Annotated in this window: 9 protein-coding genes; all 9 read right to left on the bottom strand. The window is 45.5% G+C overall.

The annotated features are described in order from the left end of the window. Positions 1 to 103 precede the first annotated feature (103 nt). Positions 104 to 2,707, bottom strand: coding sequence for a BREX-1 system phosphatase PglZ type A (pglZ, locus tag ACF8PE_RS04185; protein WP_392494626.1), 2,604 nt, complete (start codon positions 2,705 to 2,707; stop codon positions 104 to 106). A gap of 217 nt (positions 2,708 to 2,924) precedes the next feature. After that, the gene (pglX, locus tag ACF8PE_RS04180; RefSeq protein ID WP_392494625.1) at positions 2,925 to 6,617 is read right to left on the bottom strand and encodes a BREX-1 system adenine-specific DNA-methyltransferase PglX; all 3,693 of its coding nucleotides are present in this window, start codon (positions 6,615 to 6,617) and stop codon (positions 2,925 to 2,927) included. Positions 6,618 to 6,703: 86 nt separating this feature from the next. Further along, positions 6,704 to 8,458, bottom strand: coding sequence for a DUF262 domain-containing protein (locus ACF8PE_RS04175; RefSeq protein ID WP_392494624.1), 1,755 nt, complete (start codon positions 8,456 to 8,458; stop codon positions 6,704 to 6,706). 101 nt (positions 8,459 to 8,559) lie between these two features. Then, complete coding sequence (gene brxC / locus ACF8PE_RS04170) at positions 8,560 to 12,282, bottom strand: BREX system P-loop protein BrxC (protein ID WP_392494623.1); 3,723 nt, start codon at positions 12,280 to 12,282, stop codon at positions 8,560 to 8,562. A gap of 101 nt (positions 12,283 to 12,383) precedes the next feature. Beyond that, entirely contained in the window at positions 12,384 to 12,998 is a 615-nt protein-coding gene (locus ACF8PE_RS04165; RefSeq protein ID WP_392494622.1) for a DUF1788 domain-containing protein, read from the bottom strand. Next, positions 12,995 to 13,594 (bottom strand): DUF1819 family protein, encoded by a 600-nt coding sequence (locus ACF8PE_RS04160; protein WP_048236245.1) that lies wholly within the window; start codon positions 13,592 to 13,594, stop codon positions 12,995 to 12,997. The genes ACF8PE_RS04165 and ACF8PE_RS04160 overlap by 4 nt, the downstream gene beginning before the upstream one ends. A gap of 390 nt (positions 13,595 to 13,984) precedes the next feature. After that, on the bottom strand, positions 13,985 to 14,557 hold the full coding sequence (locus ACF8PE_RS04155; RefSeq protein WP_048236243.1) for an inovirus-type Gp2 protein: 573 nt from the start codon (positions 14,555 to 14,557) through the stop codon (positions 13,985 to 13,987). Positions 14,558 to 14,773: 216 nt separating this feature from the next. Continuing rightward, entirely contained in the window at positions 14,774 to 15,373 is a 600-nt protein-coding gene (locus ACF8PE_RS04150) for a hypothetical protein (protein WP_117247359.1), read from the bottom strand. A 95-nt stretch (positions 15,374 to 15,468) separates the two neighbouring features. Then, positions 15,469 to 15,675 carry an AlpA family transcriptional regulator gene (locus ACF8PE_RS04145; RefSeq protein WP_062729752.1) on the bottom strand — a complete coding sequence of 69 codons (207 nt, stop codon included), beginning with the start codon at positions 15,673 to 15,675 and terminating at the stop codon, positions 15,469 to 15,471. Between the last annotated feature and the right edge of the window lie 556 nt (positions 15,676 to 16,231).

The following is a 16,231-nucleotide window of genomic DNA, read 5'->3' as shown; positions in this document are numbered from 1 at the left end:
TATCTCATCATGTGGCATCTGGTATTGCTCCCGGGTACTGATTAGCTGGTACCCAACATTAGAATTTACTTATCACATCCGCAGGATCGCTATTTTGCGACCATTAAAAACCGAATTCATCCTGGATTGCCAAATCAATAGTGACTGGATAGCGTGCCATTTCAATACCATCCTCATCATCAACGAGCAGCAATTGATACTGCGCCTTGCGGTCAAATTGAGCACCGGTCAGTTTTAAACGCACGTCTTGCTGGCGCTGATCGAGATTACTTGAAGTCGCTTCAAAGAGTAGCTTCTCAATAGCTGACACGGTTTGTTCTGAACTATCTACCACCGAGAAACGAACCATTCTTGATTTATGACGTTCATCGACGGCATCGGTCTGCAGGAAGCGGATTTTATCGATCACATTTACCAGCTTAATGGGTTGGTATGCCGGAACTATGTCGACTTTGGTTTTTTCATGTAGAGTTTGTCTCTTGCCACGCAGCTCTTGTACTTCAAGTATTGGAACACAGACCTCTTGCAACATTGCACCACCATGGACGAAGCGGGCTCCACCAACAAAATGGAAACGGCTCACTCCTTTCGGAAGCCAGAATTCCACATCAGAGTTACCACCAACAATATTACGTAATTGCCCATGCCAGACATCTTCGTTTGTTGGTAAATTGCGAGCAAGGAGATAGCGTTTTGAAGCTTCCAGAGTTCCAGATGGTTCGTGTTTCAGAGGCGATTTTACCCCGTTTTCAACTGAGGCCTGTTGGAATAAGAATCCATGATCGGCTGTGATAACTACGCGAGTAACGCCAAACCCATTGATAATTTTGTTGATGAGTCCATTCAGTTCGTCTATAGCCTGGCGGGCATGAATGAATGTCTTGAGCTCACTTTTCTGAGATTCACTCTGAGCATCGATGACATCGTGATAGACGTAGATTACCTTTGCGTCACCAACCGCCTCGTTAGCTTCTGCCCGGGTCCAGCTCAGCAGACTTTTGGCCGAAATCGCTATACCACCCACCTTACTGAGAATAGTGCTGCGATTTTCTAAACCCGAGCTGCTCTGTCCATCAACTAATACTGTTGAGCTGGTAGCGGCATAGTCAAGTTGCTCATGGGGGAGTAGGGCGGCCATGCCAAGTTGCGTATAGCTAGGTAGTACCCCAAGTTGGCTCTTGAGCTGTGCAGAGAAGCGTTTGGCTTCATTTATCTGTCCCTGGAGCTCATGAGCCACTTCATAGCGTAAGGCATCACTGATAATCACAAACTGGCGCTTGACCCCGCTCTGGGTAAAGCGTTGTTTGATGACAGTATCATAGAAGCGATGCTGCGAAGGGAGACCCAACTGCCAGTTATCAAGTAGCTGCTCTTTAGCTAACAAACCATCCCATGTTAGCCCAAGCTGATAGAGATACCAGTTTACATACAGATCTTCGATTTTACTGGCCAGTACAGCCAGCACTTCGACCGATTGTCCCTGTAGGTGCAATAGTGCTTCATTAAACAGGCGATAGGCTGCATCAAACTGGAACAATTCAGCTTCATAGGCCAGATACATTTCTTGCGCCGAGGAGTAATGAAAACCATCCGGTTTGGAACGACGTAGTTCCAGCAGCAATTCGGCTTGTTGCAGCGCGTGATAAATATAAGCATATTTAGGTACAGTTCTGGCCCAGAACCCATGTCGACGGCGAGATATCAGTTGGGTAAACTCTACTCTATTCAGGCTCAGATCGCCGTTGTTTAATCCAGATATCAGCTCACGGATCAAACCTTGCTCGACCGCTTCAAAACCTTCGACCTCTCCCCAGAGCCAGATATCTTGCGTTGTCAGGCGTGAAGCAAGTTCGAGCTGCTCTGCTACCTGTGCAGAGATTTCGGCAAAATGGCTACTGTACTGATTAGAATCACGCCAGCCAGATAGCAGAGCCATGGCATTCGCGCGCCCGGTAGGCGTGGCTAATAGTTGTGACTGTAGCCAGACAGGACGTTCTTTGGAATCAAGCTGTTCGTAGCATTCGCTCACCAGTAACTTACGAATCAGTTCGCGTAGTGATGGTTCTGTCCCTTCAGCTATATGGTATCCATATTCACGGTTCATTAAATGCCAAAATGCAGGCAGTAATCCATGCTGTTCTAGCGGAACAAGAGCGGTTTCAGCATTTTCAAGTAACCGATCGCCAATGCTTTTCATTATTTCGGCAATCTGAGCATGACAGGTCAGCACGACACTTATCATTTTCATATCAAGTGATAGCGGATCTTCTATGCCGCCACGGCCGTCCAGGCGACGTTTAAAGGCTGCAGTACGCTCCTTGTTGGCGAAAAAGCTTTTACGTGACGCGATGTGGTCGCGCAGCGCCATATTGGCGAGGCCGAGGTCATTAAGCAGAATTGAGGCTGCATCAGCATAAAACGTGGTGCTATAACGACGTATATCGAGCAACCAGTCTTTAGCTGGTGATGGTTCTGAACTGGGCCAGTAGAGAAGGAACCCCTGCGTGGGTTCATCGATTTCAATGCGTTTGCGAGTTTGAAGCTGTGACTGCTCTGCCATATTGATCACTGTTACTGGCAACCCGTTCCACAGTATGGCGAGCTCTGTAAGCTGTGCAGTAAAGCTCTGTTCTGGGTCGTGCCAGAAAACAATCCGATCTGCGGTGAATTTGTTGTTTAGCCCGGTTTGAAGCTGAGTGATATCCATCAGTACGTCTCGGAATAATTAAGCCATCAGCACCATGGCTGTGAATCGGCGGTAGTGTGTAATGTTGAAGATGATTATACCAACTCTGAACGTTGATTAGTGACTGAATCCCACATGCTAAAGATTCGATAGCTAATCTAACTAATTTGTACAAGGGGATAGTGAGAACAAAGTGATAAAGCGGAGACATAAATGTCTCCGCTTTATCTTTTTGAACTTACTCGGCTTTATCGCCAGTGATAGCTTTCACTTCAGCTAATAAAGTACCGAACTTGCCGTAGTTGATCTTAACACCATCGTCGAGATCGAGCGGGATCTTCATATCAGCATAGTGTTTAAGCTGGTCGTCAAAGGAACGCAGCTCGGTAAGCTGTTTGGTCAGGCTATCGATCTCTTTACCGATGCGTTTGGCTTCGGCTGTTTCTGCTTCATTCTGTTGCAGGCGCAGGCGCTCAATACGGCTATGCATTTGGCCGAGCAGAGGCGTGACATACTCAGTGCGCATGCGCGGGAGAGTTGTTTCATTGTAGCGATGCAAATAGACCAAGCATTCAAAAGCTTTCTCTTTACCTGAACTGAATAGCCAGTAGATCGGGCGTTTTTTGTAGGTCTTCAAGTGATCTTTAAAGAATTGGGTCGAGAGATAGCGGCGAATAGTCTCGCGGGAGGTTTCTCCTCCTTTTTTCACGGGCCTTATCGCCGCTAAGCAAAGGCTATCGGCAATAAATTGTAGGTTCTCTTCCAGATGCTCTGTACCCCAAACTGTGCTGACAAACTCTTCAACCCGAGCGGCAATATCATCTTCAAACCAAGCCTCTGAGGTCAGTGGCAGAATACCATCACTATCGGCAGGGAAACTGGTATAAACACCTCTTTCAACCAATATTTTAAAACCTTCATTACCGGCACAGGCATAAACTAATCCCTCAAGGTCCAGTGAATAGCGTCCCATCATGCAACCTACCGAATATTCCAGTAAGTTAGAGATTTTTTTCGATTTAAAAATAAAGTCAATATCACTAGTGTTGTTATTAGTTTTATAAATAAACCATGGGTTATTGAGTAGCGTGATTTCAGACCTGTGTATTGATGGTTCAGACGTTGAGTTGCCATCAAAACTTTTTTCTGCCAAAGAGTTTATTAAACATTCAATCTCAAACAGACGGTCGGTTTTCACCTCCCATTTATTTTTGAACTCACTATAAGATGACATTAGTGTTTTTGGGGATGCTTTTGAAATAGAAACAAGTGGGTCTATTCTAAAATCGATTGAAGTCTCTATAGAATTCCAATCCTCTCTAGCGATCTCAATAGCTTCCATTGTGGCATTAATCACAATATCTGAGTTTAAGAAATATGAAGGTAATGGTAAGTCACTTATATTACTTACTAAAATATGTTTTGTGGGGTTGAGTAAATCGGTTAGCTTCTTTGCAGAGGTGCTACATAAAAAAGCTAAGACGGAATAAAGATGTTGAATTTTAGTCGATGTAATGAAATTACCATTCTGATCACTAATAAATCCGCTTTGATAATATCTGACACCAAGGCAAGATGCACTTGCTGACGTCCAGCTGACCATTGGTAAATATTTTTTATCCAGTCCTTGAGGTCTTGATCTTAATTTACCGCTCTCATCTTTGAAGTTTCTAATATCAAATCCATCATTTTTCCAAAAAATGACAGATCCTTGATTACCATACCATTTTCTAAAATCTCCACCGTTGTTACATTTACTCCATGATTTATCTTCACTTCCGTCCATGTTAATATCTTTGATATTTACTTCATGCCACTCTCTAATAAATCTTTCATTATCACCAGTTGCTAAACCTTTTCTTACCTCAGCGAGGGTACCAATAGAAATATGATTTTCTTTGTAAGAGAAGGCTTGGATTATTTCATCACTAACCCAATATGCCAGTGGTTTTCCTGGTATGGAGGAAAAGTCAGAAATACTTCGAGTGCATGAGCGATCATTAATAGTAGGAAAAGCGAATGGAACTCCATGACTATCAATTTCATTAAAACGTATGCACTGATAATTGCCTAGGTAACCTTCATTCCTATTTGCAGAATAAATAAATGCAGCAGTGCCAAAGTTAATCCCCATTGATGTTCTTCCACGGCCTTCATAAGGCATGTGTACTAAATCAATCATCTTAATTTTTGTAAACATTTGCTCACGAAATGCAGAGAAAGTTGGTAAAAACATCCAGCTTTCCATTGCCACAATTCCCGCATAAGCGGATGGTTTTAACAAGTAAGTAGCTAATTCGATGAATGCAGCATATAGATCGGGCTTCGATGTGGGATAATTCAATGCAATATAATTTTTTAGTAAGCTATTCATCCACTTACTGCCGATATAAGGGGGGTTTGCTACTACAGTATCGTAACGGTTAGCAAGAAGGACTGATTGGGATAGTAGAGGTAATAGTGCATTGGCGGCTTGTTTTTGCATAGCGTCGCCAGTGGTGCGTAAAGATGTAAGTGTACTACGAAGAGAATTGATAGTAGCGAACTTCTCTTCCGGAAGTATAATTAGAGAGCCAAAGCTCTTTGCATCGAAAAAACGTTTATGTAAATCAATTAGCAATAACAAGCGCTCATCTGTGGCCATTTGCGTGGACTTACTAGGAATAAACATATCCTGTACATGTCCTTGAGCATCGTTGACATTGAGATTTAAAGCATCCCAGAGTTGGTTGATATTTAGATGGCGACTTTCTTTAAATGAATGAATATTAAGAGTGAGATCTCGTATAAATAACCGTTTGTCATCTTGACGTGCGCGCATGAGAAGAGCAAAACCTGCCAATTGTGCTGCACGGTCGTCAATATCTAAGCCAAAAAGATTGTGTCTTAGTATTAGTTCCGGAATTTCACGACTGCGATAACCGCGCTCTTCATAAATCTGATAGAGCACATTATAGGCTTCCACCAAGATATGACCGGAGCCACAGGCAGGATCAAGCACACGGATTGATTCAGGTTCAATGCTTGTCGGAGTGAGCTTACCCTGTTGTGTAATAGCTTCAGTACTATGTTTTACCGCTTCAATATAGTAGGGCATCACGCTTTTGAGTGTGGACTCCGGATAAGCTTGAAGCCAGTGTCGGCCCACCGAGTTTTGCACCAGATACTGTACGATCCAGTTAGGTGTGAATAGCTGAGTAGCGGCGGGAATATCTGCGGATTTGACCACCTTACCAATGACCTGCTCTTTTTTCTCACTGATATAGAATTGGTAAAGCCAGCCTATTACCTCGACTTGTTGCCAGTCAGGCTCAGGGATCTCATCCACCAGTTCACGCCAAAAGGCATCAGTGCGGGTAAGGCCTGTAGGCAGCAGAAGTTCTGTTTCATCATCAATGGCTTCAAACAAAAATGGCATTGCCTGGTGCAGTCGGTGGCACTGACCTAGAAGAAGCTCACGAAAGAGTGCTTCCTGCTCATTACCTGCTAGTAAAAGATCTAGCAGCGCAGGCTTATTTAGAGTCACACCTTCAGAGATGAGGGAATCGATCACCTCAGGGGCGCGATCCAACACCTCAAAGCCTTGTGGCTGAGACGGGTGTGATAGCAGACGCACACCGTGTTCTAAATATCCCTCTTCGCTTTTCAGCTCCATAAAGCGGATGGCACAGAAGCGGTTAAACCAAGTGTATGCGACATGCTCTATTAAAGTCTCATAACTATCGTTTGCAAGCCGTTGTTGCAGGCGCTTAAGGGCAGAGGCACAACTGGCTGGATGGGTAAATCCAGCAACTTGCAAAACTTCACCGCTGATTACCGGCTCAATATGGCCCTTGGCAGTGATTCCAAATTCAGCAGCGCGTGCTTTGATCGCTGTGATAAATGCTGTACGAGCCCGAGGGGCTATTTTTTTTAAATTGGCAGTGTTCATTAAGGCTCACAAATTGGTTTATCCGGGCGGTATCCCACCATTCAGAATACAATGTCGGATGAGTTGTAACTCACCTGAAAAAGAAATTATGCCGTAAGAGGTTCACTAAGAATGTGACGTAAACGCGCCAATAATATTTCACGACGCTTATGATAGAACGCCTCAAATCCAGCCAAAGTCTCTGGAAGTGAGTCGATTGCCTGTAAGTGAAGATGATTGGCACGGGCAGCTGGCTCCGGCCACATCACTTCGTACCATTCATGCGGTAACTTCTCACGTTTTTCATTGTTCTGGCCCCCTTCTAACAACTGTAGGTTAGGTAGCCGGTTAGCCATGATAATCCACTCTTCAATCTGTATTTCATCGGTCATGCCTATCTTTTTCAGTTGGCTTTTGGTAAAGCGGGCTCTAGGGAATATGTGATCAACATGGAAGTGGTGGGAGAAGTCATGTCCCGGAAAGAGCAGAGATAACAAGGCAAAGGTTCGGCGGTTGCCATAGTCGAGTTCAACCAAAGACTGTAGTTCTTCTTCTTCAAAGCGTAAGCTCTTGCCGCGTTCTGTCATCGCAATAGACATTTCTATCAGAGGAAACTCTTGCTGACCATGTTCCTTGATCTTGCTTCGCAAGCTAGTCAGAAGCGTATCAAGACCACTTCCCCAAATACCGGATTGTTTTAGGATAGAGCGAATGAGCCAACCTCTGAGCCCCTGCCTATCAGCAGCATACTCGCTACGGGATAGGTAGCTGTTATCCAGATCTCGATGGTAGAGGTAATAGGCTATGGGAAGTAGGGAACTGTCTGCTCCCAGGTTGTAACTGTTGAAGCCGAAACTGCTGAGTAGATTGACTGCAAGAAGTAAAGCTTTCCGGATGCGTTCCCAATTATCTTCCAGCTTGCACATGTTCTCTTTGCTAAAGTTCTCGACTTTAAACCCAACGCTGCCGATATCACTCAGCATCAGACCTGCTTTGAGCACCAGGTCCTTGCTAAAGGAAAAACCATTACCTATTTGGTTCATTTCATCTACTAGCTTGTGAATCTCATCACGCGCATCCAGCGTGCTCCATTGCGTTACGGCGATGGAGAGCAGTAGATCTGAATAGGAGAGTGTTGTTCCGCCACTATTCATACGGATAAAGATATTGAGAACCTTGGATAGCTCCTGACCTTCTTCCAGGTAGTAACTGATCAAAGGTTTATTGTGAATGATGTCATGAAAACGGGAAATCACTTTACCTGCTGCTGGTTTGCGTTCATCAGGCATTTTCATTTCCATGACTGACATCATTACGTCATAGGCATTCATACCGAGAATACGGGAGACTAAAAACCAATGGTGTTGGTCATCGTTGTGGCTTGCCTCATCCTCACTCAAGAACTCGAACTCATAACGAGTTCCGCTGTCAGGGTCTGTGCATTCAAAAAGATTGAGATAGAGGCGACGTTCGATAAAGGCGTCTGCACTGGACCACCATTTACCCTGAGTTTTCCAACTATAGGAACCGCGTAACCCGATGTTTAGTGCCGTCATTCGCTGCTGGCCATCTAGAACCGCGATGCGATCATTTTCACCGATGATATCTAGTTTTTTACAGTGGACTTGATCACGCTGGTGGTAGTCACGCATAAAATCATAAAATTGATACTGACGCAGATTCTCAGTTTTAATTTTCCAAAACAGGAAGGTACCAAACGGGTAGCCTTGTAGTAGAGAGTCAAAAAGCTGGCAGATTTGATCTGGCCGCCAGACAAATTCTCTCTGGATTGCAGGCAAAATATATTCATGCTGTTCAACTTTGTTCAGCAGCGTTTCGATGGTGCCACCGGTTTGGTACATGTTTTATCTCTTCCCGTATGGTTGTGTTCGAAGCACTCTTTACGCCCCTTTTGATGAGAAAAGGGGCCGAGCGTTTTACATCCTTGCTTTTGGGCGCAACACTATTTGATCCGCACTCGTTTACCCTGACCTATTGCCTGTTGTAAACGGCTGCGAAGTGTCGCGAGATAGGTGTCGATATCCTGCTCCGTTTCTATAAAGATATGGCTGGCACCGAGTAATTCTGCGGGTGAAACCAGTTCGATAGGTTTAGGTATTGGTTTGTGGCTAACCACTGTCGCAGCAGAGTTATTCGCAATAGTAGTTGGCGAGTCTGATGGATCCGGTTCTCGCAAAGTACCAGCATCGCTATTAGGCGGTTCAGCCGCTTTTTTCCGTGCTGCGGCTTGCTCCGCTTCCCGACGAGCTTGAAGTTCGGCGCTATAGCGGTTGATCAGTTCTAAGACCTTATCCTCTTCATCATCAGCCTCTTGTTGCAGGCTAACAATCTCATGTAAGGATAAGCTGTTACTGACCCGTTCTTTTAACAGGTTAAAGGGACGCATTGCCTGGTTTTGTAACTCTGCTGGTAAGTCAGCAACCAGCGGTGCAACCCCTTGCTGGGTCGCATTGATCGCTTCCAAAGCTGTGGCACGTTTCTGTTCTACCAGTTGCAGGTTAATGGCGATGAGTTGATCAATTAACGATCCCACCTGGCGCAGTTTGCTATACGGGGATTTGTCATCGTAGATAGCCTGCAATGCAGCTAATGCTTTAGCCGCTTCTAGGTTTTGCTCCAGTGCATGGCGATTGGATTTGAATTGATCGTTGAGGGCTCGACGCAACTGTTGCCAGATATCAAACTGACGAGTGAAAAACTCCTCGACCTCTTCAAAATCTTCGGCAAAATCCTGCCATTCGTTGCTCTGCTGGCAGAGTCCATCGATTAGGGCATAACTGTTGTTGCCCAGCTCAAGCAGGCTGGCGATTAATCGACTGCCGGTAAGCAGGGTGCTTTTGCCAGGGCAATTCCCATCTTTAGCTTTAAAATCAAATTCTTTAATTAACCGCTGCCACTCGCCTAGTACGTCAAGAAGCTTATTCGCCAGCTCTTTTTCGCTGCTCTCGAAGGGTTTATTAAAAATATCTTTCGCCAGTTTAGCCGCTTTAGCTACTTGCTGTTCTGTATGCTGACGTACTCGACGAATACGCAGTGTGCTGTGGCTACGTACCGAGGTAAAATGTTCGTAGCTGCGTTTGAGGGGCAAATCACCATTCGGTGTAGATAGCGCAGCCTTACCAAGCAAGACCAGATGAGTCACCTGTAGCATTACTTCGTCACGGTTCCAGCCGAAGGGACGAGCACTGAATCGCTCTAACAATTCTTTAAGGTAGACCGGCTGATTTTTTTCATCTGCGACATTTAAAAAGAGTTCAATCTCCTTTTTTGCAGCAGCATTGGGGTCTTGTTCACCGAGATTTACATTTAGCTGTGCCATGTCATCGGCCATGATCACCGACTTCAGCTCTTGCACCGGGTTGTTACCACAGCTTTGTAGTAAAGAGAGCTTTTGGAATGAGTTTTCGATTACGTAGGCACAAGCTTCATCAAGCATATTGCTGACACTAGCCGATTTACTTTGCAGCTCATTACCGAGTGCGAATATCTGTGCTTGTTTCACCAGATCATCGAATAGTAATTTCAGACGGCTGCGACGCTGGGTGTTTTCGAGTGCTTTTTCTGCTAGCAATTTCTCTTGCTCAGGTCGTTTACCTCGTATCCCTGCTAGGAATTTCTCGGTTTTCAACCACGTATCAAATTCAGCCCAGATCCGCTTCTCACTCGACAGGCGTACCAGAATACAACCATTCCCTTCTTGGCTCAGTGCCTTGTAGGATTGTTCGTTATAACTGTCAAAATTGGCATCCAGTGGGGAAATGACTTTGAGCACCAGATCTGTTTGTTGGCTGCCGTCTATAGAGTGGCCGTTACAAAAGCGAGTCAGAGGGTAATCCTGCTTGTTTACCGGATAGCGATACTGACGGCGATTGCCCATTACCTCTTCAAACACCAACCGGGCCAGTTGCCGGTTCTCTTCAGTTGCTTCAACCTGAGTGTGTTTGATCTCCTGCTCGACTTCTTTTTCTTCGTTAGTCAGGAATACGTATTCATCGCCATTTCTGACAATCAATAGCTGGTTTTCAAGACGCTGTAGACTGGCTTCGATTCGGCTTTTCAGTGCCACTTTATCGGTATCTATTTCTTCAATAGAGAGTGTGACCAGATTATCAATGGTGGATTTGACCAGATCGACATAGCGGATCAAAAACAGCGATTTAAGAATATTAATGTCGTAAGGATCGAGGCTTGCTTTCTCAGCCGCTTGTTCGAAGATGCGTTTAACGTTGGTATCGAGGAAAGATTCGATTGCCGGATAAAAGGCATGGAAAGGCACCAATACACCGATATCTTTGTTCATCTGCTGGCGTGCGGCATTCTGGAATGCATCCAGCAGAGAACGTTCACCACGGGAGAGATGTTTACCGGTAGCCCCCACTTTGCGGATTGCTTCGAAGACCTTTTGTACCAGCAGATACTGATAGGGAATAAAAGGGTAGTGATCAACAAACTCAACATTATCACTGTAGTTAGCAAGCTCAGCTGTAGTGCTGGTATCAAAGGTCAACTGGTTGCGAAGAATGTCGCCTTTTTGACTGAACAATTCTGCCAGGCAATTTTTAGCGTCTTCACTTTTTTCGAGCAGACGTTTCTGTATTACCTCATTGGTATTGGACGAGGAGAGGGAGATCCTTGTGTGAAAACGCCCTTGGATCTTGGAGAAGTCCTGGCCTTTTTTAGCGCTAAGATCCCCTAGTACGGCATCAATATCTTCTTGTGAAGTTACGATCACCCAAGCTCTGCCCCCACAAGCGGTACCGATATTTTCTGTTATCGTCTGAAGTTTGAGCATCATCTGGGTGTTGTTGCCAATAAACTGTCCGACCTCATCTACCAGAAAGACCATGCGTTTACTGTCGCCAGATGGATCGCTGCGATCGAGATACTCCCGCACCCATTTACAGAAGTTGGCAATGTCGAGAGTAAACATGGATTCGAGATTTTCCATACTCTGCACTGATGAGGCATCTGACTGGCCGGTAGCATAGGCCCAGGCTTTTGCCATTTCATCACGACAGAAACCATAGGCATCACGCTGTTCTTCCCAGCTTGAGCCCGTGAGTTCAGCGAATTTTGCTTTGAATGGCTCGTATTGGCCACGGGAATCTAGCTCACGTTCCAGGTGTGCGATATGAGGATGGTCAGCGCAATATCCCAGGCGCTCATTGAAGACGCGTAAGAAAACTTTGAGAATGGCATCTTCTTTGTCTTCAGTATCTGCGCGGCTGTCGATATTAAAGAGAATTACTTCAGTATTGCGGTTAACTGCAGCATGGATGTCACCATAAAGAAGAGGATCGCTGATTTTCTCTTTGAAAAACTCGATGGCTGCTTTTGTCTGGCCATCGTTAATGGCTTTCTGGTTACCGAGCAGATAAGAGAGGATCTTTATAAAGTGAGATTTACCGGAACCGAAATAACCCGATACCCAAATCCCAATTTTACCCGCCACACTAGGATCATCTGGATGGCTGACACCAGGCAGGTAGGTCTCAAAAAAGTGACGAAGGTGGCGGTCAAGTTCACGGGTCACCACATACTCGTCAAGCTCAGTCCAGATGATTTGCTCATCCAGCTGTTCGGCTTTCACCACACCATTGATTGGGCGATCCAGTTGTTTGGTAAACAGCTCTCTTATCTGCATTAAAAATTCCGTCTCTATCATTTAGCGAGGCTCTTCTGCTCGCTATAACGTGATGACTCTTTCGCGGCCAAGTTAGTGGTTTGAATTCTCTCAAAAAACAAGCTACGGCAGCAGTATAAATTTCAGTACTTAGATGCGTGTGGCACCAGTTGGAAAGCTCGGTAGTAGTTGGCTGTTGCCACTTCTGCGCTGTCCAGATCAAAAGGATAAAGTTCGAGGCCGTTGTAACTGCCCGGGTAAAACAATACCAGTGGTATTGACCCCATATGGGCATGTAATGCATTAAGCAAGCTATGACCACGTAGCAATGGCCAGCATTGGCCAAGACCTGATAGCAATACAAACTGAGGCGAGGCCGGAAGCACTTTATCTATCAGATGCCTTGCAATTCGACCTTGTTCAAGAGGCCCTTTAAGTGCTTTGGCTAACTCGTCGGTACCTTTTTTGATCTCCAGATCAAAAGCTTTATCCAGCAATTTACGATCTTGCAAAATTGCCAGTACCTCTTCGAACAGATTGAGATGAACAAAATTCAGCCCCTGCCGGGACAGGCGAGGCAAAGTCAATCTCAAATATTCCCGTACGGTTAGTTCAAACTGAGGTGGGTAATCAAAGATATAAAAACCGATCTCACCACCGAGCTCTTGGTTTTTCAGGAAGCCTTCACTTTTTAGCCGGTCTTCGATTTGTTCGAGACGAGCTGACAATTGCGGCTTACTGTCCAGTTTTGCTCTCATCTGACGGACTCCATCACATCGTAGACTTTTTGGCAGTCGAGACTACTTGCCCACTCTCTTATCTGGGGTTGTAGATAGACATTTTTCAACCTTCTACTGCGGCCTGATTCCAGATACCCGCTATCTGCGAGGATCTTAAATACGTTGTTGCCCATTTTCTGGATTGAGCTTTCGGAATATTGATCTAAGCCGATGATGGCACGTTGGCGGGATAGAATAAATTCCTGCCAGTCTTCGCTTCGCAGTGATTCGCGAAACATCTGCCGGGCATCAGACAGTGTTGTAGCCATGAAATCGGTCAGCACTGGGGATTGGCACATTGTCGCCATTAGCAACATTTGTCTGGCTGCATCATCAGGGGCCTTTAGTAGCTCACTCCAGAATGCCTCACCCATCGGTTGAATTCTTTTACGCAGGGTTGAAGCCATGCGTTTAACACTGTGCACTGAGGTCTTCTGCAGCACATTGTCATTTACAATAGCATTATGCCATTGATCATCATTTGGTGAGGATATCAGCAGCTCCGCGATGACTCTGCTCTCACGCAACATCAGGCTGCCACCAATGATGTCACCCAGATATTCTTTGGCGGTCATAATGGCTCCACGGTCAGGGTTTAAAAACTCCGTTATGATACGCGAAATTGGAGCATATGGCCTTATGACAAAACACATTTTGCCTTTGCTATCGACCAGCGTGATTTTTCCGCTTCAGAGGCGCAATATAAATTACCACGGATATTGCCGCACACTTGCAGGTGTAGCGATCATAAGGGGCTGTAAGGGCATCGCTCAGACCACCGTTACCGTCGAGAGCGAGAAAGGAATTGGCAAACATATTCTAGGCTCCAGCCAGCCAACACGCAGGCATAAGCCGTCCCTAAAGGGCAGGCAGAAGCCATGCGGTTGGAAGGTTTAAAGGTGTTGCGAGGTAAATAGCGGTGTGGTAGTCACACTATGAATTGCTGGCGTAAAAAACTACCTTACTCAGAAGTCACTCTTGCGTGGTCGCCCGGTTGCTGGTCGTTCAGGGACATCGTTGCAGCCGAACAGCAGCAGGCCATGTTTCTGCTGAATTTTGGTCATATACGCCAACACCTGTCGGATGTTGTCGATACTGTCTGGTTCGCTGTAACGCACCGGGATATTGATATTGGCTCTGTAATATTTTTTGTATTCACTACGATGGAAGCCCCCGTCACCTTCGGTAATTAACGTCCAGAACTCACGGGCCTTCTCAGCCCAGGGATAAACCTTCCGACTGCGGTTGCCATCTACCCAGAAGACTACGTGCGCATGGTAGTGATGGTCTTCTGTCCATTCGATAACCCAGAAATAACCCACGACTGCGCCCATTTGCATCATGTAATCCATGAGTAACCGGAGATCCCATTCAAGATGATTGTGGTTTTGCAGGTAGTACTTAGCGGTGTGATGCTGATAGAACAAGTCGATTCGGAGTGCCCGCAGGCAGGCATAGCGATCAACCATTTCGTCAATATGGATGTTCAGAAGAGATTCCAGATACCAGTCTGGCTCCCATTGCGGTTTGTTTTGCATAGAACAGATTCCTTCGTGCTGACAAAGATCAGCAGATGTGAGGAAGCCTCCGGAGGGGAGGCTATGACGCAGTATCTGACAGGGCTACTGAAAGATCTGGTAATGCTGGGATTAATCAGGGTGAAGGATTAAGAGGGAATGCCTATTAATAATACTAATAACCGATATTAATAATCACACTCACTAGTGCCTTCAGAAACCTTGCAGGGCAAGGCATCAGGCCTGATTCAGTGGCTCGGCTGCCGTCCGCCATGCAAAGCAGACGTACTCGTCCATCAGACTGGTCAGCGCAGAGTTTTCTGCCTGCCGGTCATTGACCCAGATATCCATCTCTTTATCTTTTTTGAATCTGAGATGGTCGGTCCAGTCATCCAGGCAATTACCCAGCATCAAATCGTACCAGCATAGCCAGACCAGCTTCAGACGCAGCTCGCTACCGCTGAACTGCCGAAACAAACTGATGAGTTTATTTGCCACAGGACGCTGTTTTAACCGCACGCACTCAGACAGCAGAATACCTTCCAGCATGGGATGGTGAGCCAGCAGATGTTCCTGAGTAAATAAACTGACGATCAGGTCATCATTAACAGTCAGTGGGGCTGCTGCTCTGCCATAAATAATCCTGTGCAGACACTGGGGAACAACAGCAATAACCTCTTCCTCTCCCGGAAACTTAAGGCTACCAACCGTCAGGGTATGGTGATGATATATATTCTGGTGGCACATACCCGATCTGACCGTCAGCTTCGTAAAATCGGTCAGCCAGGTCTGGTAACATTTATAAAGTTCTTCGTAACGAGGCTTGTAATCTTTCATGTTCATATTCCTTCTGGCTTAAATGACAGACAGCAGAAAACCTCCGGAGCAACCGGATAGTCATTATTCTGCTGAGGGTTTACTCTGGTGGGAGGTTATTTACGGGACTGATCGATTCGTTCCTGTAGCCAGTTTTCGACTTCGCTTTTTAACCATCGGGAGCTTCGGCCCAGCTTGATGGGTTTGGGAAAGACTCCATCCTTAATGAGCTTATAAATCCACTTATCTGTCATTTGCAGCAGACTGGTGATAAATGCCATGTCAATCAACTGGTCTTCGGTAAGTAAGGGATGCGTGGTCATGATTTGGTATCTCCGGTTAAGAAAGGTAACCCGGATGAGTGATATTTAATTTCGGTCACTGCTCCGGGGCATACCCATGGGGAGATACGTAAAAAAGCGGGTTATGTTGACCTCTAGGGGTCAACCGGTTCTGAGATGTATTTCGACGCGCTCATGTGCATGACTGTCTTACATTCTTCTGTTACCTCATCTGTTGAAGACATCGATCGCTCAGGTAACCGTCATCCTTCCTCTTTTGTCTTCATGGGCTTATAGTCACCGGACTACCTGTCCTTTGAAAAAACCTTCTTACTTTCCCGAAGGTCAGTGAACAGCTTATCCTGTTGTTTTACATTGAAAACCAGCTAATCCCGTATTACTATGCATTACATAAAACATAACTTTTACTACACTTTTTATTACGCAGATATCGACGCAGAAAGCAACGCATTTGACTACGCATTACACACGCATTAACCTACGTAGTGATACCAACTTTAAAATCAATGAAAATGTAATTATGAAAGAACAGCTGACGGATAGAACAGAAAGAGCGTGTCGGTTTTATATCGAATAT

Origin of the sequence: Leclercia sp. GLN_9, from assembly GCF_043105735.1 — a bacterium.
GTDB classification, from domain to species: Bacteria; Pseudomonadota; Gammaproteobacteria; order Enterobacterales; family Enterobacteriaceae; genus Enterobacter; species Enterobacter adecarboxylatus.
This window is presented reverse-complemented; position numbering and strand designations above follow the sequence as displayed.

Bases quoted from the DNA above. Each gene is read 5' to 3' on its own strand.
- pglX (WP_392494625.1), bottom strand. From the start codon at position 6,617: ATGAACACTGCCAATTTAAAAAAAATAGCCCCTCGGGCTCGTACAGCA.
- ACF8PE_RS04155 (WP_048236243.1), bottom strand. From the start codon at position 14,557: ATGCAAAACAAACCGCAATGGGAGCCAGACTGGTATCTGGAATCTCTT.
- brxC (WP_392494623.1), bottom strand. From the start codon at position 12,282: ATGATAGAGACGGAATTTTTAATGCAGATAAGAGAGCTGTTTACCAAA.
- ACF8PE_RS04160 (WP_048236245.1), bottom strand. From the start codon at position 13,594: ATGACCGCCAAAGAATATCTGGGTGACATCATTGGTGGCAGCCTGATG.
- ACF8PE_RS04175 (WP_392494624.1), bottom strand. From the start codon at position 8,458: ATGTACCAAACCGGTGGCACCATCGAAACGCTGCTGAACAAAGTTGAA.
- ACF8PE_RS04150 (WP_117247359.1), bottom strand. From the start codon at position 15,373: ATGAAAGATTACAAGCCTCGTTACGAAGAACTTTATAAATGTTACCAG.
- ACF8PE_RS04145 (WP_062729752.1), bottom strand. From the start codon at position 15,675: ATGACCACGCATCCCTTACTTACCGAAGACCAGTTGATTGACATGGCA.
- ACF8PE_RS04165 (WP_392494622.1), bottom strand. From the start codon at position 12,998: ATGAGAGCAAAACTGGACAGTAAGCCGCAATTGTCAGCTCGTCTCGAA.
- pglZ (WP_392494626.1), bottom strand. From the start codon at position 2,707: ATGGATATCACTCAGCTTCAAACCGGGCTAAACAACAAATTCACCGCA.